Source organism: Nonomuraea sp. NPDC049480, assembly GCF_044465905.1.
In the GTDB taxonomy this organism is placed as follows: Bacteria; Actinomycetota; Actinomycetes; order Streptosporangiales; family Streptosporangiaceae; genus Nonomuraea.
In genome coordinates, this window is the sequence record NZ_JBITMD010000038.1 from 24584 (window position 1) to 47797 (window position 23214).

A 23214-nucleotide genomic window follows, 5' to 3' on the forward strand; every position below is an offset into this window, starting at 1 on the left:
TCAGCAGCACGTCCGCACGATTTTGGAATCCATGGCGCACGACACGGAGCAATTGGTGCCGCAGGTCCCCAGCCACGCCCCGCTCCACGTGAGGTCCGCCTCGGCGTATTCGCCGGTCGCGAACAAAGGGCCTGCCGGGCTCTCCCACCCGTCGGCGGGCTGGCGGCCACGGCGCCAGTCGGCCACGATCGTCTCGGCCTGTTCGAGGGTCAGTGCCTGCATGGCGCATCCCTTGTCTGTGTGTTCGTGGGTGGAAACCGTGCCTCCCGCGGGGGAGGCACGGTTGGGTGTGGTGCGGCGCGGCACACTGTGGCCGCGCCGCGGATCGGTGAAGGATCAGCAGCAGGCCAATCTGACTCTCGAGCTTTGCAGGCACGACCACGTACAAGCCGTGCCGCAGATGGAGACCCCAGCGGTTATCGTGGCCGAGATGTCCGCCTCGGCGTATTCGCCGCTCGGGAACAACGGGCCCGCCGGGCTCTTCCAGCCGGCCACCGGCTCGGCGCCGGTACGCCAGCCGGCGACGATCGTCTCCGCCTGGTTCAGGGTGAGTGTGGGCATTCATCCGTCCTTTCGGTTCGGGATCCGACACTCAGGCTGGCAGTCGAGATTGCGAATCCGTTGCGAGCGCTGTCAGGCGCCGTTGCGGATTCGTCGCGGTCTGTATGTCTGACATCGGCGATATGTCGCCTAGCGCGAAGTTTCGGTGTCGCTGCGTGCATACATCGTTGCAGTCCGGGTAGCGCCGAGGCATTGACTCCTCGGAGGAGGAAACCGTGGATATCGACATAGGCCAGGGCATCCAAGACGCCTGGCGGCAAATAGCGACATTCGTTCCGAGGCTGGTCGCGTTCCTGCTGATTCTCATCATCGGGTGGATCGTGGCCAAGGCGCTGGAGAAGGTCGTCGACAAGATCTTGGAACGCGTCGGATTCGACCGGGCGGTGGAACGCAGCGGCGTGCACCGCTGGCTGGAGCGCAGCAAGTACGACGCCAGCGGCCTGATCGCCAGGATCGTCTTCTACGCGATCATCCTGGTCACCCTGCAGATAGCGTTCAGCGTCTTCGGGCCGAACCCGATCTCGGCGCTGCTCAACGGCGTCGTGGCGTGGCTGCCCAGGGCCCTCGTGGCCATCGTGATCGTCGTGGTGGCCGGGGCCATCGCCAAGGGCGTCAGGGACATCCTCGAAGGGATGCTCGGCGGGCTGTCCTACGGCCGCTGGCTGGCGGCCGCGGCGGCGGTGTTCATCTGGGCGCTGGGCATCATCGCGGCGCTCAACCAGATCGGCGTGGCCACCACCGTCACGACCCCGGTCCTGATCACCGTCCTCGCCACTGCGGGCGCGATCGTGGCCATCGGCGTCGGCGGAGGGCTCGTCCGGCCGATGCAGCAGCGCTGGGAGCGCTGGCTGGGCCGCATCGAGGAGGAGGCGCCGCAGGCCAGGGCCCATGCCGAGGCGTACCAGCGGGGGCGTGAGGACGCCCGCGCGATGAGCGCCCAGACGACGCCCGTCCGCACGACTCCGGGCGCGCCGCCTCCCTCGGACATGCCGCCCCGTCCGCAGACGCCGCCGCCCCGCTCGGACATGCCTCCCGGCTGAGCCCACTTCAGTGGGGACCCGCCGCTGTGCGCGCCGGCCGCACCCGCCGGACCGGCGCGCTGACGGCCCCCACCCATCGGTCACGGCCACGCGCGCCGGCTCCTGCCGCCCACCCGCACGACCGGCCGCGCGGCCGTGATCCTTCAGACGAGCGACGCGAGCAGGGCACGGTGCCGGTACGCCAGGCGGGTCGGGGCGGGCATGCCGGCGTAGATCGCCTGCTTGGTCAGGTCGTTGGCGAACTCGTACGAGCTGCCCGCCACCACCAGCAGCCCGCCGCCGAGCGCCCGCTCGCACAGATGGGCCGCCACCTGAGGCGGGAGGTCGAGCAACGCGCCGAGCGCGACGGGGTCGAACGCCCCGTCCAGCACACTCGCGGTCCGCAGGAGCCGCTCGACGTCGTCGCCCAGCGCCCGCACGCGCGCCACCACGGCCACCCGCACCGTCTCCGGAACCCCTTCGGCCGGGGAAAGCCCGCCCGCCCCAGGCCCGGCCAGGAGCGCGGCCACCAGCTCGGGGTGCCCGCGCGTGCGCCGGAACACCTCATCTGCCCGCCATCCCTGCCCGGCGGCCGTCGCCAGCTCCCGGACCGCCTCGGGTGGCAACGGGCCGAGCCGTATCACCTCGGACACGCCACGCAACGCGTCGAGCACCACGGCCGCGTCCGCCCGCGCCGTCGCGACCACCAGCAGGCGCACGCCGGACATCCGCCGGGCCAGGTAGTGCACGAACTGCACGGTCGTCGTCTCGGCCGCATGCAGGTCCTCCAGCACCAGCAGCACCGGCTCCTTGCCGGCCAGCGCGCGGAGGAACGCGGCCACGGCCTCGAAGGCGTACCTGCTCTCCATGAAGTGGCCCTTCGCCAGCGACTCCAGCGCCGTCGCCGCCCACTCGCCGGTCAGGTCGTGCAGGGCGCTCGTGGCGAGGTGGGCGAGGCACGGGCGCAGGGCGTCCACGATCGGCTGCAGGAACAGGGCGCGCTCGATCTCGTGGCAGCGCGCCCGCAGCACGATCGCGCCCGCGGTCCCGGCCGTCCGCTCCGCCTCGGCGGCCAGCCGCGACTTGCCGATGCCCGGCTCTCCGGCGATCAGCACGATCCCGGTCCGGCCCGCGGTGGCTCGCGCCCACGCCTCTGAGATCCGCGCCACTTCGTTGCCTCGCCCGGCCGGCCCGGGCTCGGCGGCGCTCGCTGCTGGGGCCGCCGGTGATGGGGCCGCTGGTGGAGCGCCCCTTCCCGTGGCGACGAGGAACGGCCGCCCCCGCGGTTGCGCGGTGCTGCCCTCCGCCGCGCCGGGGAGCGGCTCCTCGCGCAGGATCGCCACGTGCAGGGCCCGGGTCTCGGTCGCCGGGTCCGCGCCCAGCTCCACCGCGAGCCGGCTCCGCAATCGCTCGTACGCCAGCAGCGCCTTCGCCGGCTCGCCCGCCGCCATGTGCGCCCGCATCACCAGCCGGTACGCCACCTCGTCGAACGAGTCGGCCGCGACGGCGGCCTCGGCGGCCTCGGCGGCCCGGCGCGCCGCCGCCGGATGACCGCTGCGCAGCCCGGCCGCGGCGGCCACGTGCCTGACCCGCCGCATCAGCCCGGCGGCCTCGGCCCGGACGGCCGCCGTCCACTCGGCGTCCGGCTCCCCGGCCAGCGCCTCTCCGCCGTCCATCGCGGCGCCGCCGTGCAGCAGCTCCAGCGCCCGCCCAGCCGCCACCTCCGCCGCCCGCGGCTCCCCGCTCTTCAGCAGGGCCTCCGCCTCGCCGGCCAGCACGGCGGCCAGGTCCAGATCGACGCGCACGTCAGGCGCGCCGCCAAGCCGGTACCCGTGCCGCCCACCCGTCACCACCCCCGTCCCCAGCGTCCCGCGCAACCGGCTGACCAGCGTCGCCACGTTCTCGACCGGCCGCCGCGGCCGCCCGCGCGCCGGCCACAGCGCCTGCACGATCCGCTCCGCGGTCACCACCCGGCCGCGCTCGGCCACCAGCAGCCCCAGCAGCGTCCGCGTCTTCCCGCCGGCCACCCCGCGCCGGCACGGCACCCCGTCCCGCTCCACCGCGAAGGACCCGGTCACCCGGATCAGCACACCTCTCGCCTCGGTCATCTCTCCCCCGGTGTCACGGCCCCCTACTCAAGGGGGCGTGACATCCGCGTGCCAGGGTGTTCCATAGGCTCGTGCACGAGGGTTTTCGGTGGCGTGGCGACCGGACGGCGCTCAGCGGATCGCCGTCGTCTCCCTGACCCAGGGCAGCAGCAGGCGCTCGGCCAGCACCAAGGCGTAGAACAGCCCGATGGTCATGACTCCGGGCAACCCGATGGCCGCGAACGCCAGCGCCGTGTCCGCACTGCCCCCGGCCTGCACGATCACGAACCCGAGCCCGGCGTCCCCGGCGCTGAACTCGCCGATCACCGCCCCGACCGACGCCGGCGGCATGGCGACCTTCAGCCCGACGAAGATCTGCGGCAGCGCGCCGGGAAAGCGGATCTTGACGAACGTCTGCCACCGGGGCGTGTCCAGCGACCTGGCCAGCTCCACGAGCTCCGGCGGCGTCGAAGTCAGCCCGCTGGCCACCGACAGCACGACGGGGAAGAAGCACACCAGCAGCGCCATGACGACCTTCGGCTGCGGTCCGAAGCCCATCCACACCGCCAGCAGCGGCGCCAGGGCAACCTTCGGCGCGCACACGGCGGAGGTGGCCCGCTGCTCGGCCGAGTTGCACGAGATCCTTCACCGGCAGGCCGCGGCCGCGCGAAATCAGCGCGCGCGGTAGGAAGTACGCGTCCGCGGTCGTCGAACCCGCCGCCTACGGTCGCGCCACCATGGCGCCGTCGCAGGGTGAGGGTCGGCACAACAAGAAACCCCAGACTCCCGGCATGGGCCGTGGGCTGGGGCTCTTGGGTGTGGTGGACGATACTGGGATTGAACCAGTGACCTCTTCCGTGTCAGGGAAGCGCTCTCCCGCTGAGCTAATCGTCCGTATTGAGTTGAAACTCAGAGCGGAAGACGGGATTCGAACCCGCGACCCTCACCTTGGCAAGGTGATGCTCTACCACTGAGCCACTTCCGCATGGCACTGCACTTACTTTAGCGGATCCCGGAGGGTCCGCCGGTCGCAGAGGTGGAGACGGGATTTGAACCCGTGTAGACGGCTTTGCAGGCCGCTGCCTCGCCTCTCGGCCACTCCACCAGGAGTCTCGCTCCGAGCGGAAGACGGGATTCGAACCCGCGACCCTCACCTTGGCAAGGTGATGCTCTACCACTGAGCCACTTCCGCGTGAACCCCCGGCGACGTGCGCCGGGCCACGGGAAAACCATATCGTCTCCGCGGAGTGTCCGTGCGCACTCAGCGGCTCGCAGGGCGAATTCAACCGATCACGCGCACGTCCTTCGCCATGACGAACATCACCCGGTGGCCCAGCTGGATCTGGTGGTAGCGGGTCTTCCCCGTGGTGGTGACGTGCTTGGACGGGCTGAACGCGTCCGCCGCGTAGTAGGAGCCGGTGATCGTGTCGCCCACCGTGTACGTCTGCCCCGGGCCGATCTTGTACTGGAGCGGCGTCAGCGGCTGGTACGTCGCCCGCGTGTAGGCGGACTTCTCGGGATACGCCCGGCCGTACACCTTGGTGCCGGGTCTCAAGGGTGTGACCAGGGGCCCCTCGGCGGGGACGGCGGTGGGCTCGGAGGCCGGATTGTGGAACCACGCCTTCTGCCCCAGGTACCAGATCGCCGTCCAGTCCCCCTGCCGCGCCGCGACGGCGAAGCGCTGGCCCGTCGAGGCGCGCGCGGCGTGGTCGTACACGCTGTACGAGCTGGGCTTGTTCCCGTGCTTGCCCACGTCCGTGACCAGCGGGGCGCTCTCGCTCGGCGCCGTGTGCAGCCAGACCGTGGCGGCGCCGTGCGGCGAGCACCGCTTGCCGGCCCTGGTGGTCTCACAGCCGGTGAAGCGGGGCCGGTTGGCGTGGTACGACGGGCGGATCATGACGGAGTCCCCGTCCTTCACCCCCCTCAGCGGCCTCTTCATCAGGTCGAAGTAGTGGGCCCAGTCCCAGTACGGGCCGGGGTCCTCGTGCATGCCGGGGACGGTTTTCGGGGTGGTGCCCGGCACGTTGTCGTGGCCGAGGATGTGGGCGCGGTTGAGCGGGATGCCGTGTTCGTCGGCCAGATACCTGACGAGCTTGGCCGAGGCCCGGTACATCGCCTCCGTGTACCACGTCCCGCCCTTGGCCAGGTAGCCCTCGTGCTCGATGCCGATCGACCGGGTGTTGACGTCCCAGTTGCCCGCGTGCCAGGCGATGTCCTTCGTCGCCACGTGCTGGGCGACATGTCCGTCCCGGGAGCGGATCGTGTAGTGCCAGCTCACGTACTTCGGGTTGCGGATCATGGAGGGGATGCCCTGGTACGTGCCCTCGGTGTCGTGGATGACGATGTAGTCGACGTCCCGGGGCCGGATCATGCGGTCGTGATTGCCGTAGTCCTTGTTCTTCTTCTTGCCGAAGCGCTGGTAGGCGGCGGGCATCCATTCGCAGGCCAGGGAGGAGGGACACTCCGCCTGCCCGGCGCCCTGCACCGGCGGCCCGGCGGGCTCGGCATATCCGCCCTGCGAGAGCGGCTCCTTCGCCGAGGCCGGGTCACCGTCCGCGCTCTCCTCGCCGACGTCCGGCCCGTCCCCGGCGCCCGGCTCCTCTCCCATCCCCGACTGGTCCCCGATGCCCGGCTCTTCTCCCAACCCGATCTGGTCCCCAGTGCCGGGCCCTTCTCCCATCCCGATCTGGTTCCCGGTGCGCGGCTCCGCGCCGTCGAGGTGGCTCCCGCCGTCGTCGGAGCCCTCGGTGGCGCCGGGGTCGCCGCCGGTGCCGGGCTCTCCACCGGTGGGGGACCACATGCCGGCATTCGCCGGCGCATCAAGGCCGGGCAGGGCGCCACCGTCCGCCGGCGTGTAGGCGGGAGGTCGCGTGCCGCCGTCGGCCGGCGCGTCGGCGGGAGGTCGCGTGCCGTCGTCCGCCTGCTCGGCGCCGTCTCCTGGGAACCCCGCGGGCCCTGAGGACTTGTTCTCCGCGTCGGTGTGCGGAGGCCGCAGGTCCGGAACGGGGTCGAGCCGTACCAGATGCCCGTCGTCGGTCGTCCGCTCCATCCCCTCCCTCATCACCGCGAACACCTCGTCCGCGAACTGCCGCGCCGCGACCGGATCGTCCGCCCCCGAGTAGCGGGCGACCGCGTCGTACCAGTCGGCGGGGTCGGTGCTGGGACGGCCCTGGTAGGAGGAGAGCAGTGCGGCGCCGGCGCGGATGTTCGCGGCCGGATCGTCGCGCAGCCGGGCGGGCTCGACCCCGGCCAGCCGCCCGGCCTCGGGCAGCGTCGCAGGCGGCGAAGCCGCACGCAGGGCCCCGGCCGGGGGAGCGGCGGGCCGGCGCGGCATGGGACGGGCGTCGTCCCCCCGGGCGTCTCCCAGTGCGTCCCCGATCGCCGAGGCGGCCACGGGGATCGTGTCCACCAGGTGCATCGGCCCGTACCCGCCGGCGGTGCTCGGCCACCCCCCGTGCGCGTCCCATCGGGAACCCAGATAGGCGACCCCGAGCAGCACGCTCACCGGCACCCCGAACTCACGCGCGGCGGCGGCGAAATCGTCCTGCCGTCCCGAGGCGAGCGGCGTGGAGGCCCTCGACGCGAGATCCTCCCCAGGCGCGGTGAGCGCGCCGGCGGTCAAAATGGCGGCGAGCCAGAGGCGCATGACATCTCCCCGTAGAACGTCACGATGCGACTACTCAACGTAACGATTCCCAGAAAGGGATGTGTCAGACGGGTCAGATGAGACTCGTGAGGTTCGCGGCGGGACGTTTCAGGCGGGGCATGGGCCGCGCGGGCATCCTCTGGAGTTAAACCCTGCCCGATATCGGGCAGGATGTTGGCGTGTCTCGTTCCAGATGCGTAGTGTCCTCCTCTGTGTCCACGGCACGGCATCCTTACGAAGATCTCATCGCCCACCTCACCAGGACGAGCCCCCTCGGTCCCGGAGAGGCCGCCCGCGTGGTCGCCGACGTGCTGTCGTACTTCTCCGAGTCCACCGAGGAGTTCGTGCGGCGCCGCCACGGCGAGCTGAAGACGCGCGGGCGCACCAACGACGAGATCTTCCCCAGGATCGCCGCCGAGTTACGCGGCCGGCGGGTGGCCGCGCCGGAGCTGTCACTCCGACAGCTCCGCAGGATTGTCTACGGATAAAGCGGAGGAGACCTCGATGTGCGGAATCGTGGCCTACGTAGGCCCCAAGGACGCCGCGCCCATCCTGCTGGAGGGCATGGCGCGGCTTGAGTACCGAGGCTACGACTCGGCCGGGATCGTGGTGTCCAACAAAGGACTGAAGGTCCGCAAGTGCAAGGGCCGGGTGGCCGACCTGGCCAAGGTCGTGCCGGCCAGGTTCAAGGGCGGCCTCGGCATCGGGCACACCCGGTGGGCCACGCACGGCGTGCCGAGCGACGAGAACGCCCACCCGCACCTGTCGTCCGACCAGCGCATCGCGGTCGTGCACAACGGCATCATCGAGAACGCCGGCGAGCTGCGCGCCAAGCTGGTCGCCGACGGCGTCGAGTTCGCCTCCGAGACCGACACCGAGGTGCTCGCCCACCTGATCGCCAACGCGGTCGACGAGAACGACTCCCTCGAGGAGGCGGTCAGGAAGACGCTCAAGAGCATCGTCGGCACGTACGGCATCGCCGTCATCGACGCCGAGCGGCCCGGCGAGGTGGTCGTGGCGCGCAACGGCAGCCCGATCGTGCTCGGCATCGGCGAGAAGGAGATGTTCGCCGCGTCCGACGTGGCCGCCCTGGTCCGTTACACGCGCCAGGTCGTGCACCTGGAGGACGGCGAGCTGGCCGTGCTCAAGGCCGACGGCTTCCACACCTTCGCCAGCGACGCGCGCGAGACGGCCAAGGAGCCGCTGACCGTCGACTGGGACGCCGGCCACTACGACACCGGCGGTTACGAGCACTACCTGCTCAAGGAGATCTCCGAGCAGCCCGAGACGATCACCCGCACCATGAGCGGCCGCCTCGACGAGCGTTTCCACGTGGCGCACCTCGGCGGCCTGAACATGGACGCCCGCGAGACGCGGGGCTTCCGCCGCGTCAAGATCATCGGCTGCGGTTCCGCGTACTACTCGGGGCAGATCGGCGCGCAGCTCATCGAGGAGCTGGCGCGCATCCCGGCCGACGCCGAGCCGGCCAGCGAGTTCCGCTACCGCAACCCGGTCGTCGACCCCGACACGCTCTACGTCGCGATCAGCCAGTCGGGGGAGACGTACGACACGCTCGCCGCCGTACAGGAGCTCAAGCGCAAGGGCGGCCGGGTCATCGGCATCGTCAACGCCGTGGGCAGCGCCATCGCCCGCGAGGTCGACGGCGGCATCTATCTGCACGCGGGGCCCGAGGTCTCGGTGGCCTCGACCAAGGCGTTCAGCTCGACCGCGGTGGCGTTCGCGCTGCTGGCGCTGCACCTGGGCCGGGTGCGTGACCTGTCGCCGGCCGACGGGCGGCGCATCGTGGAGGGTCTGCGCCGGCTGCCCGGGCAGATCGAGGACATCCTCACCCAGAGCGACAAGATCGCCGAGCTGGCGCAGAAGTACGCCACGCACGCGAGCATGATGTTCGTCGGCCGGGTGCGCGGCTACCCGGTGGCCAGGGAGGGCGCGCAGAAGCTCAAGGAGATCTCGTACGTGCACGCCGAGGCTTACCCGGCCAGCGAGCTCAAGCACGGCCCGCTCGCCCTGATCGGCCCCGACATGCCGACGGTCGCGGTCGTCCCCGACGACGAGCTGCTCGACAAGAACCTCACCACGCTCGGCGAGATCCGCGCCCGCGGGGGCCGGGTGCTCATGGTGGGCCACCGCGAGCCGGAGGCCAAGCTGGCCGACGACGTCATCGTGATCCCCAAGAACGAGATCGAGCTCGACCCCATCCTGCTCACGATCCCGCTCCAGTTGCTCGCATACCACGCGGCGGTCGCGCTCGGCCGCGACGTGGACAAGCCGCGTAATCTCGCCAAGAGCGTTACGGTCGAGTAATTGACGTCAATTCAGCCTCAAACCTCGTTATCCGGCTGAAGACGACATAAATTCAATACTGTGCGGCAGTTCGACCAACAACGGCCCAATCTCGCACGCATGTACGACTACATGCTCGGCGGGAAGGACAACTTCGCGGTCGACCGCCAGGCCATCGAGCAGCTCGCGGAGCTGATCCCGGAGGCGGTCCCGCTGGCCCGCGCCAACCGGGCCTTCCTTCAGCGCGCCGTGCGCTACGTGGCCGCCGCGGGCGTTCGCCAGTTCCTCGACTTGGGCAGCGGGCTGCCGACCCAGGGCAGCGCGCACGAGGTCGCTCCCGTTGCCCGGGTCGTCTATGTCGATCACGACCCCGTCGTGGCCGCGCACTCCAGGGCCCTGCTCGGTGATCCGAGCAGGGCGGCCTTCGTCGAGGCCGATTTCCTCGACGCCGACGACGTGCTGGCCAAGGCCGGAATGTTCCTCGACCTGGACAAGCCGGTCGGGGTGCTGCTGGTGTCGATCCTGCACTTCGTGCCCGACTCGGCGCGGCCGCAGGAGGCGGTGGCCCGGCTGCGCGAGCGGGTGGCGCCGGGCAGCCACTTGGTGATCAGCCACGCCACCACGATGGGCCGCCTGGACGACGACGAGCGCGCCCGGGGCGCCAACCGCGGCACGTCCACGTCCGCCGCGGGAGCCGACCGCACGCCTGCCGAGATCCGCGCCTTTTTCGGAGACTTCGCGCTGGACCCGCCGGGGCTCGTACAGGCTGTCGACTGGCGGCCTGACCGGCCCAAATTGGTGGGGGACTGGTCGCTGCCGTCGTCGCTTATGGCGGGCGTGGCAAAAAAACAGGCCATTTGATCAAATAAAGCGCGATATTTCGGGCGCGAGGCTTGGCGTGACGCGCATGTGTATCTCTCTGTAATGCGTAAATAACTTAGGGTAAGGGGGAACTCGCGAAGCTCGGGGGAGAGGCACATGCGCCGTCGGCGGTTCTTCGCATGGGGGCTCGGCGCGGCCGTGTGCGCGGCCGGCTGTGGAGTGGAGCACGTCACCGGCCTGCGCGCGGCGTTCTCGATCAACCCGGGCGGGCGCCGCTGGAGCAAGGTCGGGCAGGCGTTCGTCAGCGCGGCCCGCGCGGCCGGATACGAGACCGCCGCCGGCACGAAGATCACCGTGACCGGCCTGCCCGCCCTGGCCGCCGCCGAGCTGAACAACGGCCAGACGCTCCTCGACGTCACCACCCCGCTGTCCAGGCTCGCCGGCGAGGTCGAGGTCGTCGTCGTGCCCGCGAACTCCCGCTTCAAGGACTTCGACGCGTTCGGCGCCCACCTGCTCGCCCGGCCAGGGCAGACACTGCTGGCCGGCGGGCCGCAGGGGGAGCCCGCCCACCTGCTGTTCGGCCTGATCGCCAAGGGGCTCGGCGCCGACACCAGGCAGGTCGACTACACCGGCTACCCCAGCAGCCAGGAGGCCGTGGTGGCACTGCTGTCCGGCAAGGCCGCGGCCGCCGCCGGGCCGTTCGCCGACTGGCGCGAGAGCATCGCCGGCGGCCGGGTGCGGGCGCTGGCGGTGTCCGCGGCCGGCCGGGTCCCCGGCCTCGACGCGCCGACGCTGCTGGAGTCCGGCGTGCGCGTCGACTTCGCCGACTGGTCGGGCGCCTTCGGCCCCGACGACATGCCGGACGAAAGCCGTGAGTCGGCCGTCCGCATGTGCGAGGCCGTGACCGGCTCTCCCGGCTGGCAGGCTGCCTGCCGGGCGGCCGGGTGGGTCTCGATCCCGCTCGGCGGCGACGACTTCGTGCTGTGGCTCGCCTCCGAGGCCGAGCGCACGCGTGCCGTGCTGCGGGACCTCGGGCTGGTCGACGCGACCAAGGCCACAACATGCGGGACTGGTTGCGGGAACGGCCACTAGATGTAGGATCCTGATCGTCGCTGGTTCGCCTCCTGGAGGCGGAGCAAAAGGGAACCCGGTGCGATTCCGGGGCTGCCCCGCAGCGGTGAGCGGGAACGACCGCCGTCATGAGCACTGGAGCGATCTGGGAAGCGACGGCCAGTAGGAGCCATTGAGCACGCCCGCGAGCCCGAAGACCTGCCAGCGGCGTGACTGTCCATGGCCTCGAGGGAGGGCCGGGGGAGCGCCGCGGCTTGCCGCCTGCTCTCGCGTGCCCTCGCCAGGCAAGAGCTCGCGAGGAGAGAGCACGTGACGCAGGTCGTTGAGGAGGCGCAGGCCGGGGCCGCAGGAAGGTCGCAGGCCGACCGCCGGCTGGCCATCGAGGAGGCCGCCGCCCGGGTGATCGCCGATCCCGCCAACTCCCGGATCGCCGCCCGGCTCCTGGCCGAGGAGATCGCCGACGAGGCGGCCGGCCACGGGGTGCGGTCGTTCTCCGAGTCGATCGCCGCCACCCACGCGGCCGGGCTGATCCAGGACGGGCTGGCCGCGTTCGTCGCCGCGCACGCCGCCGAGCTGGACGCGCTGGTGTCGGAAGCGGCCGACGGCCGGTTCGAGTACTTCGGCCTGCGCACCGTCTACGATCGCTACCTGCTGCGCCACCCCGAGACGCGGGCGGTGCTGGAGCGGCCGCAGCACTTCTTCCTGCGGGTGGCCTGCGGCCTGTCGGAGACGGTGGCCGAGGCCGCCGAGCTGTACGCGCTGATGTCCACGCTGTCGTACCTGCCCAGCTCGCCCACGCTGTTCAACGCGGGCGCGCGCCGGCCGCAGCTGTCGTCGTGCTTCCTGCTCGACTCGCCGCGCGACGAGCTGGAGGCGATCTACGACCGGTACGGCCAGGTCGCCCGGCTGTCCAAGTACGCCGGCGGCATCGGCATCTCCTGGACCCGGGTGCGCTCGCGCGGCTCCCTGATCCGCGGCACGAACGGCCACTCCAACGGCATCGTCCCGTGGCTGCGCACGCTCGACTCCTCGGTCGCGGCGGTCAACCAGGGCGGGCGGCGCAAGGGCGCGGCCTGCGTCTACCTGGAGACGTGGCACGCCGACATCGAGGAGTTCCTGGAGCTGCGTGACAACACCGGCGAGGACGCCCGCCGCACCCACAACCTCAACCTGGCCAACTGGGTGCCCGACGAGTTCATGCGCCGGGTGGAGGCCGACGAGGTCTGGTCGCTGTTCGACCCGCAGGAGGTGCCCGACCTCACGGACCTGTACGGGGACGCCTTCACGGCGGCGTACCGGGCCTATGAGGCCGATAAGCGATATGTCCGGCAGATCCCCGCGCGGACCCTGTACGGCCGCATGATGCGCACCCTCGCCCAGACCGGCAACGGCTGGATGACGTTCAAGGACGCCGCCAACCGCACCTCCAACCAGACCGCCCGCCCCGAGAACGTCATCCACCTGTCCAACCTGTGCACCGAGATCCTCGAGGTCACCAGCGACGCCGAGACGGCCGTGTGCAACCTCGGCTCGGTCAATCTGGCTGCTCACCTGGCCGGCGGGGACCCAGGTGAGGGCATGGACTGGGAGCGGCTGCGCCGCACCGTGCGCACGGCCGTGCGCTTCCTCGACCGCACCATCGACCTGGGCTTCTACCCGACGCCCGAGGCCGAGGCGGCCAACAAGCGGTGGCGGCCGATCGGGCTCGGCGTGATGGGACTGGCCGACGTGTTCTTCACGCTGCGGCTCCCGTTCGACTCGCCGCGGGCTCTCGCGCTGTCCACGCGGATCGCCGAGGAGATCGCGCTGGCCGCGTACGACACCTCGGCCGACCTGGCCGCCGAGAGCGGCCGGCACCCGTCGTACGCCGACACCCGCGCGGCCGGCGGCGTGCTGCATCCCGACCACTACGCGGGCAGCACGCCGTCCTGGGACGCGGTGCGGGCGAAGATCGCCGTCACCGGCCTGCGCAACTCGCTCATGATCGCCATCGCGCCGACCGCCACGATCGCCTCCATCGCCGGCTGCTACGAGTGCATCGAGCCGCAGGTGTCCAACGTGTTCAAGCGCGAGACCCTGTCCGGCGAGTTCCTGCAGGTCAACCGCTACCTGGTGGCCGACCTGCAGGAGCGCGGGCTGTGGACGCAGCGCATGCGCGACGACATCAAGCGGGCCGACGGCTCGGTCCAGCCGATCCCCGGCATTCCCGACGATCTCAAGGTCCTCTACCGGACGGCGTGGGAGCTGCCGCAGAAGGTGCTGATCGACCTGGCGGCGGCGCGGCAGCCGTACATCGACCAGTCGCAGTCGCTCAACCTCTTCATGGCCAGCCCGTCGATCGGCAAGCTGTCCTCGATGTACGCCTACGCGTGGAAGAAGGGCCTGAAGACCACCTATTACCTGCGCTCACGCCCCGCCACCCGCATCGCCCAGACCACGGTCCAGGCGGAGGCGGTCGCCTGCTCCCTCGAGAACCCGGAATCCTGCGAAGCCTGCCAGTGACCGCTTCACCGAAGAACGCGGCCCACGACGCGCTCGTAACGGCGCGCACCCCGTGAGCCTTCACGACCGGCCATGACAGACCCCCGCCCCGTGCGGCGCGTGCGGTGACCTCGGCCGGCCGTAAACGAAGAATGTTTTTGATCTTTGAGGAGAAGCGTTGCTGCTCGACCCCGGAATGGACCTGACTCTCCGCCCGATGCGTTATCCGGACTTCTACGAGCGTTACCGCGCCGCCATCCGGAACACGTGGACGGTCGAGGAGGTGGACCTGCACACCGACCTCGCCGACCTGGCCAAGATGACCGCGCAGGAGCGGCATCTGATCAACCGGCTGGTCGCGTTCTTCGCCACCGGCGACTCCATCGTCGCCAACAACCTCGTGCTCAACCTCTACCAGCACGTCAACGCCCCGGAAGCGCGCCTCTACCTGAGCAGGCAGCTGTTCGAGGAGGCCGTGCACGTGCAGTTCTACCTGACTCTGCTCGACACCTATCTCCCCGATCCCGACGAGCGGGTGAAGGCCTTCGCCGCCATCGAGCACATCCCCTCGATCAGGAACAAGGCGGAATTCTGCTTCAAGTGGATCGACGCGATCAACGGGCTGGAGCGGCTGGAGACGGCGGACCAGCGCCGCCGGTTCCTGCTCAACCTCATCTGCTTCGCCGCCTGCATCGAGGGCCTGTTCTTCTACGGCGCCTTCGCGTACGTGTACTGGTTCCGCTCCCGGGGCCTGCTCGGCGGGCTGGCCACCGGGACGAACTGGGTGTTCAGGGACGAGTCCATGCACATGGAGTTCGCCTTCAGCGTCGTGGACACGGTGCGGGCCGAGGAGCCGTCGTTGTTCGACGACGAGCTGGGCAAGCAGGTGACCGGCATGCTGGAGGAGGCCGTGGCCGCCGAGCTGGCCTTCGCCGAGGACCTGTGCGGCGACGGCATGCCCGGAATGGGCGCGGACCAGATGCGCCGGTATCTTGAGTACGTCGCCGACCAGCGCCTGGCCCGGCTCGGCCTGCCCCGCCGCTACGGTTCCGCCAACCCCTTCGCGTTCATGGAGCTTCAGGACGTGCAGGAGCTGGCGAACTTCTTCGAACGTCGTGTATCTGCTTACCAAGTGGCGGTTGAGGGCAATGTGACCTTTGACGAAACATTCTAGACATTGGGGGCATAAGCGTGCAGTCTCCAGCGGACTGGCCGATTCTCGTGATATCCGTGATCGGATCGATCCTCCTGGTTGAAGTGGTGCGGCGGATGCTGAACAGGGCCGGGCGCAAGTTCGCGCTCGCCCGGCATCTGGTGGAGCACTGCACGTGGCCCGCGTTCACGGTCGCCGCCATGGTGGCGTTCAACCTGGTGTTCGGGCCGGGCATGTTCGGCGACTCGCCGTCCGAACGCAGCCTCGCCGGCACGGTCGAGCGGGTGCTCGGCCTGGTCATGATCGGCGCGGTCACCTGGTTGATCATTCAGGCCGCGTACGCGCTGACGGACGTCGTGCTCGAGCGGCTTGTGCAGGTCGAAGGCGAGCGCAACCGGCGGGCGCGGCGGATCAGGACGCAGATCGCGCTGGTCCGCCGGGTCGCCGCCGCCGTCATCATCGTGGTCGCGGCCGGCGCGATGCTCTTCTCCTTCCCGCAGGTGCGGGCCCTCGGCGCCGGGCTGCTCGCCTCGGCCGGCATCGCCGGCGCCATCGTCGGCATCGCCGCCCAGCCCACCATCGGCAACATGCTCGCCGGGCTTCAGCTCGCCTTCAGCGACGCGCTGCGCCTCGACGACGTGGTCGTGGTGGAGGACGAGTGGGGCAGGGTCGAGGAGCTCACGCTCACGTACGTGGTGCTGCGCCTGTGGGACGAGCGGCGGCTGGTCCTGCCGGTCAACTATTTCACCCAGACCCCGTTCGAGAACTGGACCAGGCATGGCAGCCGGGTGCTCGCCGTGGTGTTCCTGCGCGTGGACTGGTCGGTGCCCGTGAAGAATCTGCGCGAGGCGCTGTACGAGTACCTGCAGGGCAACCCGCTGTGGGACCAGAAGGACTGGACCCTCCAGGTCACCGAGGTGCTGCCGAACGGGCTCATCGAGCTGCGTGCCCTCATGAGCGCCGCCGACTCGGCGTCCGCCTGGGACCTCAAGTGCGACGTACGCGAGTTCCTCGTCGACTACGTCCGGGACAACTACCCCGAGGCCCTGCCCCGCTTCCGCGTCGAAACCCCGGAAACCCGCGCCGGCGTGCCCCTCGACCGCACGCCGTAACCATCACCTGCCTCTGCCTCTGCCTCTGCCTCTGCCTCTGCCTCTGCCTCTGCCTCTGCCCCTGAGCCGCCAGAGCCGCCAGACGGTGACACCCGCGAGCACGATCACCCCGGCCATGATCCGCCGCCGTTCTTCCCCCAATAAATATGTGGCATGCGCGCCGATCATCCGTTTACCGTAGACATTGTCCAACGACGAAGAAGGAACGCGGAAGGAAGGCGGCGAAGTGCGCGACCTGAGCATCACCCGACCGCTCGCGGCCCTCCCTGAGCTGCCGCGGAGGCTTTCCGGATAATCCCCAAGGATTTCAGGAAAGCCGTCTCGAAATATCCGAGGCGGCTTGTTTCATTCATGACCGAGTGTGGGGGAGTTTGGTCACCCCGCCTGCCTTGGGAGCAGGAGCATCGCAGGTTCGAATCCTGCCACTCGGACGACGGCCCTGAAAGAAAAGGGCCGCGGGTCACGGCCTGGCCGACGGGAATGGCGCCCCCCGGCCGGACCCAACCCTCACCCCGGGCACGGCCCACGCCAGCCAGGCCCGGGGTCCAGCCGCTCCAGCCCGTCCGGTCGTCCGGGCCGTTCTTGCAGGAGTGCCAGGCGATCGTCTGCATCGTCGTCTGCCTGTTCCGTGATCGGCGTGCTCCGCGCGGGCGGCGCGGGGCGCGGCTGGAAGGCCGCCGAAGAACGCTATGACTGGCGCATCCGGCGGTCATCGCCACCGCGACCGAAATCGGCCGCCCGTATCTCCTTCGCGCGGCAGATCCGTACCAGGCCTCACGACAGAGACTGCCTCCCGTGGAGCCCGGTGTCGATGCACGGCCCTCTGCGTTGCTGGATGACTAGGTGAGCGACTACGTGTCCCTGAAGATCTGGTCCATGGCCTCTGCGCCGTTGAGGATGACGGGGCGGAGTCGCTCGCGGTAGACAGTCTCGGTGACGGGTACACCAGCCACCGAGCCGGCGTTTCGTGAAGATCTCTGGTCCCACTGTCGTTGGGGATGTTGACTCCAGGTGAGTGCTTCAGCCGACTCGGCGACGGGCGCGCTCTCCTCGGGATGGACTGGGGGGCTGCTCAGCCGACACCGACGGTTTGTCGCTCGGGCTCGATCACCACCACGACGCGCTCCTGCCCTCGCGGGTAGGGCACACCGGTGTATTTGGTGGCCAGCCGGTCGATGATCTCCCACGCCGCGTCGCCCTCGAGCCATTCGACGACCCGCCCACGGACGACAACGGGCTCGAACGGGTTGTCGACGGGCGCGATGGACAGCGCCAGCCGGGGGTCGCGGCGCAGGTTGCGTGCTTTGCGCATGTTCGGGCCGGTGAAGAAGACGATTCGCTCGCCCTGGGTGCCGATGTAGACGGGAGTGGTGTGGGGCGAGCCGTCCGGCAGGACGGTGGCGAGGTGCGCGATCGAGGTGCCGTCGAGGACGTGGCGCACGTCGGGGTCAAGCATGGGGGTGCTCCTTCAGCGGGGATTGTCAGCGGGGGTTGTCGGCGCGCCAGGCGACGTAGTCGGCGACCGCCTTGGCGATGTCGAAGGCCGGCGTGAAGCCGGTGTCGTGGGTGAGCCGGGTGATGTCCAGGTAGGGGTTGTCGCCGGGGCCGCTCTGCCGTCCGGGCAGCAGGTCGAGCCGCGGGCCGGGGATGATCGCCCGCAGGGCGTCCGCGAGCTCGCGGTTGGTGAACGGCCGGCCGCTGGAGACGTTGTAGGTGGTGTGCCGCAGGGTTGGCGCGGTCATCAGCAGGGCGATCGCGCGCCCGGCGTCGGGTGCGTAGCAGCTGTCGCCGCCGTCGTCGGCGTACAGCGGCCGCGGCTGCTCACCGCGGAGTGCAGCACTGATGTACGGCGGGATGGGGTTGAACGGTGATTCCGGGTCCATCAGCGGTCCCCAGATGCTCCCGATCCGCAACACGACCGGCTGGACCCCGGTGCCCTGGAGGCTGTGCGTGGTCAGCGGCTCGACGGCCTTCTTGAAGGCGACGATCAGGTGCGGCAGTTGCGCGGCAGGCAGCGCGAGTTCCTCGTGCCAGCGCATCTCGCTGCGGCCGACGTACACGCCGAGGCTGCTGGCGACGGCGAACCTGCGCACGCCCCGGACGCGGGCGGCCTCCAGCGCGTTGAGCAGGCCGATCATGTCCGTACGGAGGAAGCCGACCGGGTCGGTGCCGGGGATGCCGCCGGCGAGGTGGACGATGTCGCTGATGTCGTGGCGACCGGCGAGGGACAGGAAGGCGTCCCGGTCGGTGACGTCGAGGGGTTCCACGATGACCCGGCCGGCGAGGAACGACGGGACCTCGGTCCGGCGGTGTGCGGTGACGACGACCTGGTGTCCGACGTCGGCGAGCGCGCGGGCGGTGTGGGCGCCGATCATTCCCAGCCCTCCGGTGATGAGGATCATCGGGCCACCTCGTAGTGCAGGTGGGTCACGCCGGGGGCCGGGACGGCCTCCACCAGGCGCAGGTGCACGTGCTTCGGGAGCTCCTGGAAGAAGCTGCGACCGGCGCCCAGCAGGACGGGCACCTGGTGGAGGATCACCTCATCGACCAGCCCCGCTTCCAGCGCGGAGGCCAGCACACCGCCGCCCATGAGGCCGACGTCCTTGCCGCCGGCGGCCTGTCGGGCAGCCGCGACCGCGTCCTCGATTCCGGTGGTGACCAGCGTCTGCCGCTCGGTGACTTCTGGGGCGGGCCGGTGGCTGAGGAGGATCAGCGGGGCTGCCGGGTGCGGGCTGCCGCCTCCGAAGTGGTCGGAGTCGTCGTAGGTGTTGCGGCCGGCCACGATCGCGCCCACGCGTCCGGCGAGAGTGTCGAAGAGGCGGGCGCTGGGTTCGCTGAGTTTGAATCCGTCGAACGTCTGGCTGGGTGTGTCGCCGTTGAAGTACCAGTCGAACAGCATGTTCGCGTCGCCGAGGCCGCGTCCGGCGCCGGGGTCGCGGCCGGTGATGTAGCCGTCGACCGAGACGGCGTGGGCGCTGATGACCTTGCTCATGTCTTTCCTTTCGCTGTTGGTCAGCCGGCTTGGGGGAAGCCGAAGAATCGGTGGGCGTCGCAGGCGTTCTTGACCGCTGCCGGTCGCCCGCGTCAGACGCCAGGACGAGGGCGGCATCGGCCGCGAGCAAGAGTGTTTTCCTGCACCGCACTTCCTATCTGTCGTGGGCGTGGTCGAGGAGTTCGCCGATCGTGAGGTGGACCAGCGGCGGCCATCCCCGCTCGCGTGCGTGCGAGGCGACGGCCGTAGCCAGCTCGGCGCCGACGCCTTCGCCGGCCAGCAGCAGGCGATCGGGGTCGGCGTTCAGTTCGCGGGCGTGGTCGGCGGCCCACTCGGTGGCCAGGATCGCGTCGCACTGCCCGTCCGGCCAGAGCGGTTTCCGGTACGACACGCACAAGACCACCATCCCGGCGCCCGAGCACACGGCGCGGCAGAGCGCATCCGCGCGTTCGATGCCGTCGGCCGGCAGGAACACCAGCATCGGCGCGGTCCGGGTCGCCTCCGGCCAGTACGTGCGCACCGGCAGCGGCCCGGCGACACCCCGCAGCCGGGTGTCGGCGACCAGCCGTACGGCTGCATGATCGGGCATGTGTAGAGGCTCGCATCGGCACGGTCCTCAGGGGAAAGGCCGATGGTGCATGGCAGTCTTGCCGACCAAGCATCACGCGGCGGCACGCGGCGGGTGAATAATGCCGGCATGGCCGTCGACGAGCAGAGACAGGACGAGCGGCAGCAGCCGCCCGGGCGGGTGCTGCCGCTGCCGGCCGCGCCCGACGCGATCGAGCTGCGGCACCTGCGGGCCTTCGTGGCGGTCGCCGACGAGCTCAACTTCGGCCGGGCCGCCGCCCGCCTCTACCTGTCCCAGCCGGCGCTGAGCAGGCAGATCCGCACGCTCGAGCGGCTGGTCGGCAGCGACCTGCTGCGCCGCTCGACGCACCGGGTGGAGCTCACGCTGGCCGGCGACGCCTTGCTGGACCGGGCGCGCCGCCTGCTGAGCGATCTCGACGACGCGATCTCGACGACCCGATCGGTGGGCGGTGAGCTGGCAGAGCGGGCCGCCAGGGCCTGGCAGCCAGTCCGCGACCTGACTCGCGCCGGCACCGAGATCCAGCGGTTCCGCGCCGCGGTGGAGGACTTCCACGCCGGACTCACGCTGCCGGAAGGGGTCGGCGTACGGCCGGTCAACGCCGGCGGGGTGCCGGCCCTGGTGGTGGCCGAGGTGGCCGACCGCCCGCCGGCCCTGCTGCACCTGCACGGCGGCGCGTACGTGGCCGGGTCCGCCTTCGGGTTCCGCCCGCTGGGCGGGGCGCTCGCGCTCGCGACCGGTGCCGGCGTACTGGTGCCTGACTACCGGCTGGCGCCGGAACATCCGTTCCCGGCGGCCGTGGACGACGCGTTGCGCGCGTACAGGTGGATGCTGGACACGGGGACTCCCGCGGCCGGGATCACCGTTGGAGGTGACTCCGCCGGCGCCGGGCTGGTCCTCTCCCTGCTGATGACCCTCAAGGAGCAGCAGTTGCCGCAACCCGGCCGGGTCCTGCTGCTCTGCCCTTGGGTGGACCTGACGGGCGACGCGCGGCCACCCGATGAGCAGGAGCCACAGCCGGCCATCGATCCCCGGCAGCTACGCCGGTTCGCGGCCGCGTACCTGGCCGGTCACGATCCCGGCGACCCGCGGGTCAGCCCGCTCACCGCGGACCTGTCCGGCCTGCCGCCGATGCTCCTGCAGGCAGGCACCGCCGACCCGCTGGCCGGCGACGCCCACCGGCTCACCGAAAGGGCCCGGTCGTACGGCATCGACGCGCGGCTGGAGCTCTACCCGGTGTCCGCCCACGTTTTCCACTACTTCTGGTCGTTCCTGCCGGAGGCCGCAGACGCGCTGGAGCGCGCGGGCGCTTTCACCCGCCGCGTAGCCGGCTGAGGAAATCCCAACGACTTCCACTGAGCGGGCTGGCGATGCCGGAGGGTGAATGGTGCTTGATCGCTGCTGGCTCCGAGGCGGTGAGCCACTGGTCAAGGGGCTTGATGGTCAGCTGAGGTGGTCCTTCGGGACTCGTACACGCCCGGCTCCTGGAGGGCCCCCAGAAGAGTGAGCGCTTCGGCGCTCGGACTGCCCGGCTCGGCGCTGAGCACGACGACCTGCTGGTCGCGGGCGTCCGGCACGAGCAGCTTCTCGTAGTGCAGTTCCAGCGGCCCCACCTGGGGGTGGTGCAGGCGCAGCGGGCCGCGGGCGGGGGCGCGGACGTCCTGGCGGGCCCACAACCGCCGGAACGGCTCGCTGCGGACCGACAGCTCGCCGACGAGTTCCGTCAGCCGGGGGTCGTCCACGTCGGGGCCCACCTGGCGGCGCAGGCAGGCGACCAGGCCCGCCAGATCGTGTTCCCCGACGTCGTGGGTCTGCGCCAGTCCCGGCTCCAGGAACATGGCCCGCACCACGTTGGTGCCCGGTGCGTACGCCGGCGACAGCGCTTGGGCCAGGCCGTTGGCGGCCAGGACGTCCATCAGCCGGCCTTGGACGTAGGCCGGGGCGCCGAAGGCGGACTCGAGCAGCCGCCGCAGGCCGGGCACCACCCGCTCCGGGGCCCGCCGCGGGCGGCGGCGCGGCTGCTGCTCCTGCTCGGCCAGGCGATGCAGGTGGGCCCGCGCCGCCTCGTCCAGTCCCAGCGCGCCGGCCAGGGCGTCCAGGACCTGCGGCGAGGGGCGCCGGTCGCGTCCCTGCTCCAGTCGCAGGTAGTAGTCGGCGCTGATGCCGGCGAGCAGAGCGAGCTCCTCGCGCCGCAGCCCGGGCACCCGCCGGCGGCCCTGACCGGCGGGCAGCCCGGCGTCCTGCGGACGCAGCAGCTCGCGGCGGGCGCGCAGGTAGTCGCCCAGGACGGTGTGCTCCCGGCTCGTCATGCGCCCCAGCTTATGAGCCCGCGGAGGGTTCAGCCTGGTCCTGCCACCCCCAGGATCGGCGGAACCCTGGCAAGCCGGGCCGGTCGCCGCCAAGGTTCAGGTCCATGTTCACATTCAGCACGCGAGGACGTCACCATGGCTGAGCGGAGCCTGCACGGCACGACGGTGGTCATCACCGGGGCGAGCTCAGGCATCGGCGCCGCGGCGGCGCGCCGGCTGGCCGCCCGCGGCGCCACCGTGGCCGTGGTCGGCCGCTCGCCCGAGGCCACCCGCGCCGTGGCGGAAAGCGCGGGCGCGCACGCCCACCTGGCCGACTTCGGCCGCCTCGACGACGTCCGCCGCCTCGCCGGGGAACTACTGGAGCGCTATCCCCGCATCGACGCCCTGGCCAACAACGCCGGCGCCCTGTTCTCCTCCCGCGCCCTGACCCCCGACGGGCACGAGCGCACCTTCCAGATCAACCACCTGGCGCCGTTCCTGCTCACCGCCCTGCTGCTGGAACGGCTGCGGCAGTCGCCGGACGCGCGTGTCATCAACACCGGCAGCGACGCCTACCGGTACGCCAGAATCGACCTGGACGACCTCACCACCGCCCGCCGCCGCTACCGGATGATGCGGGTGTACGGCATGACCAAGCTCGCCACACTGCTGTTCACCCGGGAACTGGCCCGGCGCGCCGCGGGCACGACCGTGACCACCGCCGCCTTCCACCCGGGTCTGACCGCCACCGACGCCTTCCGGGACAACCGGCTGGCAGCGCTGCTCATGCACTCCCGGTTCAGTCCCGCGATCACGCCCGAGCAGGGGGCCGAGCCGCTGGAGCACCTGGTCGCCACCGACGACCCGGCCGGCGTCAACGGGCGGTTCCTCAACCGGCTCGACATCGAGGACCCGCGCGGCCCACAGGCGCGCGACGCGGCGCTGAGCCTGCGACTGTGGGAGGCGTCCACGCGGCTGACGCACGCGCCGGACCTCGCCGAGCCCTCGCCTTGAAGGGGAGCGGCCCGGAAGCGGCGCAGGTGCGCGATGACGTCACCGGTCTTCGTGGCAGGGCAGTCGGAGGGCCGCTGC

General features: G+C 70.9%; 20 protein-coding genes, 5 tRNA genes and 1 riboswitch. Of the genes, 11 read left to right on the forward strand and 14 right to left on the reverse strand.

Annotated elements, in window-relative coordinates:
- Nucleotides 1-222 carry a DUF6229 family protein gene (locus ACIBX3_RS54995; RefSeq protein ID WP_397128811.1) on the reverse strand — a complete coding sequence of 74 codons (222 nt, stop codon included), beginning with the start codon at nucleotides 220-222 and terminating at the stop codon, nucleotides 1-3.
- A gap of 114 nt (nucleotides 223-336) precedes the next feature.
- On the reverse strand, nucleotides 337-561 hold the full coding sequence (locus tag ACIBX3_RS55000) for a DUF6229 family protein (protein WP_397128812.1): 225 nt from the start codon (nucleotides 559-561) through the stop codon (nucleotides 337-339).
- Between the two features lie 221 nt (nucleotides 562-782).
- Here ACIBX3_RS55000 and ACIBX3_RS55005 point away from each other — a divergent pair, with 221 nt between their 5' ends.
- A complete protein-coding gene (locus ACIBX3_RS55005; RefSeq protein WP_397128871.1) occupies nucleotides 783-1601 on the forward strand; it encodes a hypothetical protein in 819 nt (272 codons plus the stop codon).
- Nucleotides 1602-1744: 143 nt separating this feature from the next.
- Here ACIBX3_RS55005 and ACIBX3_RS55010 read toward each other — a convergent pair whose 3' ends face one another.
- From ACIBX3_RS55010 to ACIBX3_RS55040, 7 genes are all read right to left on the reverse strand, one after another.
- On the reverse strand, nucleotides 1745-3688 hold the full coding sequence (locus tag ACIBX3_RS55010) for an AAA family ATPase (protein WP_397128813.1): 1944 nt from the start codon (nucleotides 3686-3688) through the stop codon (nucleotides 1745-1747).
- Nucleotides 3689-3799: 111 nt separating this feature from the next.
- A complete protein-coding gene (locus tag ACIBX3_RS55015; RefSeq protein ID WP_397128814.1) occupies nucleotides 3800-4270 on the reverse strand; it encodes an ABC transporter permease in 471 nt (156 codons plus the stop codon).
- Nucleotides 4271-4486: 216 nt separating this feature from the next.
- Nucleotides 4487-4561: transfer RNA gene (locus ACIBX3_RS55020), tRNA-Val, on the reverse strand.
- 19 nt (nucleotides 4562-4580) lie between these two features.
- Nucleotides 4581-4652, reverse strand: a tRNA-Gly gene (locus ACIBX3_RS55025).
- Nucleotides 4653-4701: 49 nt separating this feature from the next.
- Nucleotides 4702-4772: transfer RNA gene (locus ACIBX3_RS55030), tRNA-Cys, on the reverse strand.
- A 15-nt stretch (nucleotides 4773-4787) separates the two neighbouring features.
- Nucleotides 4788-4859 (reverse strand) — tRNA-Gly (locus ACIBX3_RS55035).
- 90 nt (nucleotides 4860-4949) lie between these two features.
- Nucleotides 4950-7313 carry an N-acetylmuramoyl-L-alanine amidase gene (locus tag ACIBX3_RS55040; protein WP_397128815.1) on the reverse strand — a complete coding sequence of 788 codons (2364 nt, stop codon included), beginning with the start codon at nucleotides 7311-7313 and terminating at the stop codon, nucleotides 4950-4952.
- Nucleotides 7314-7525: 212 nt separating this feature from the next.
- Here ACIBX3_RS55040 and ACIBX3_RS55045 point away from each other — a divergent pair, with 212 nt between their 5' ends.
- From ACIBX3_RS55045 to ACIBX3_RS55080, 8 genes are all read left to right on the forward strand, one after another.
- Entirely contained in the window at nucleotides 7526-7801 is a 276-nt protein-coding gene (locus ACIBX3_RS55045; RefSeq protein WP_397128816.1) for a hypothetical protein, read from the forward strand.
- Nucleotides 7802-7817: 16 nt separating this feature from the next.
- Nucleotides 7818-9638, forward strand: coding sequence for a glutamine--fructose-6-phosphate transaminase (isomerizing) (gene glmS / locus ACIBX3_RS55050; protein ID WP_397128817.1), 1821 nt, complete (start codon nucleotides 7818-7820; stop codon nucleotides 9636-9638).
- Nucleotides 9639-9698: 60 nt separating this feature from the next.
- Nucleotides 9699-10478 (forward strand): SAM-dependent methyltransferase, encoded by a 780-nt coding sequence (locus ACIBX3_RS55055; RefSeq protein ID WP_397128818.1) that lies wholly within the window; start codon nucleotides 9699-9701, stop codon nucleotides 10476-10478.
- A 117-nt stretch (nucleotides 10479-10595) separates the two neighbouring features.
- On the forward strand, nucleotides 10596-11531 hold the full coding sequence (locus ACIBX3_RS55060; RefSeq protein WP_397128820.1) for a tripartite tricarboxylate transporter substrate-binding protein: 936 nt from the start codon (nucleotides 10596-10598) through the stop codon (nucleotides 11529-11531).
- Between the two features lie 4 nt (nucleotides 11532-11535).
- Nucleotides 11536-11731: riboswitch (cobalamin riboswitch) on the forward strand.
- Nucleotides 11732-11819: 88 nt separating this feature from the next.
- Nucleotides 11820-14012, forward strand: a complete 2193-nt coding sequence (locus ACIBX3_RS55065) for a ribonucleoside-diphosphate reductase subunit alpha (protein ID WP_397128821.1) — start codon at nucleotides 11820-11822, stop codon at nucleotides 14010-14012.
- 157 nt (nucleotides 14013-14169) lie between these two features.
- Nucleotides 14170-15165, forward strand: coding sequence for a ribonucleotide-diphosphate reductase subunit beta (locus tag ACIBX3_RS55070; RefSeq protein WP_397128822.1), 996 nt, complete (start codon nucleotides 14170-14172; stop codon nucleotides 15163-15165).
- Nucleotides 15166-15221: 56 nt separating this feature from the next.
- On the forward strand, nucleotides 15222-16256 hold the full coding sequence (locus tag ACIBX3_RS55075; protein ID WP_397128823.1) for a mechanosensitive ion channel family protein: 1035 nt from the start codon (nucleotides 15222-15224) through the stop codon (nucleotides 16254-16256).
- 355 nt (nucleotides 16257-16611) lie between these two features.
- A tRNA-Pro gene (locus ACIBX3_RS55080) sits at nucleotides 16612-16687 on the forward strand.
- A gap of 641 nt (nucleotides 16688-17328) precedes the next feature.
- On the opposite strand, the gene ACIBX3_RS55085 is transcribed toward ACIBX3_RS55080, so the two are convergent.
- The 4 genes from ACIBX3_RS55085 to ACIBX3_RS55100 form a co-directional block, all read right to left on the reverse strand.
- The gene (locus ACIBX3_RS55085; RefSeq protein WP_397128825.1) at nucleotides 17329-17712 is read right to left on the reverse strand and encodes a PPOX class F420-dependent oxidoreductase; all 384 of its coding nucleotides are present in this window, start codon (nucleotides 17710-17712) and stop codon (nucleotides 17329-17331) included.
- 25 nt (nucleotides 17713-17737) lie between these two features.
- A complete protein-coding gene (locus ACIBX3_RS55090; RefSeq protein WP_397128827.1) occupies nucleotides 17738-18658 on the reverse strand; it encodes an NAD-dependent epimerase/dehydratase family protein in 921 nt (306 codons plus the stop codon).
- Entirely contained in the window at nucleotides 18655-19248 is a 594-nt protein-coding gene (locus tag ACIBX3_RS55095) for a dihydrofolate reductase family protein (protein WP_397128828.1), read from the reverse strand. Before ACIBX3_RS55095 ends, ACIBX3_RS55090 begins: the two co-directional genes overlap by 4 nt.
- Nucleotides 19249-19402: 154 nt before the next feature.
- Entirely contained in the window at nucleotides 19403-19837 is a 435-nt protein-coding gene (locus tag ACIBX3_RS55100; protein WP_397128829.1) for an alpha/beta hydrolase, read from the reverse strand.
- 108 nt (nucleotides 19838-19945) lie between these two features.
- Here ACIBX3_RS55100 and ACIBX3_RS55105 point away from each other — a divergent pair, with 108 nt between their 5' ends.
- Nucleotides 19946-21169 carry an alpha/beta hydrolase fold domain-containing protein gene (locus ACIBX3_RS55105; protein WP_397128830.1) on the forward strand — a complete coding sequence of 408 codons (1224 nt, stop codon included), beginning with the start codon at nucleotides 19946-19948 and terminating at the stop codon, nucleotides 21167-21169.
- Nucleotides 21170-21261: 92 nt separating this feature from the next.
- Here ACIBX3_RS55105 and ACIBX3_RS55110 read toward each other — a convergent pair whose 3' ends face one another.
- Complete coding sequence (locus ACIBX3_RS55110; protein ID WP_397128831.1) at nucleotides 21262-22143, reverse strand: helix-turn-helix domain-containing protein; 882 nt, start codon at nucleotides 22141-22143, stop codon at nucleotides 21262-21264.
- Between the two features lie 135 nt (nucleotides 22144-22278).
- Between ACIBX3_RS55110 and ACIBX3_RS55115 the strand changes: the two genes are divergently transcribed.
- Nucleotides 22279-23136: an SDR family NAD(P)-dependent oxidoreductase gene (locus ACIBX3_RS55115; RefSeq protein ID WP_397128832.1), complete on the forward strand. Its 858-nt coding sequence runs from the start codon at nucleotides 22279-22281 to the stop codon at nucleotides 23134-23136.
- Nucleotides 23137-23214 lie beyond the last annotated feature (78 nt).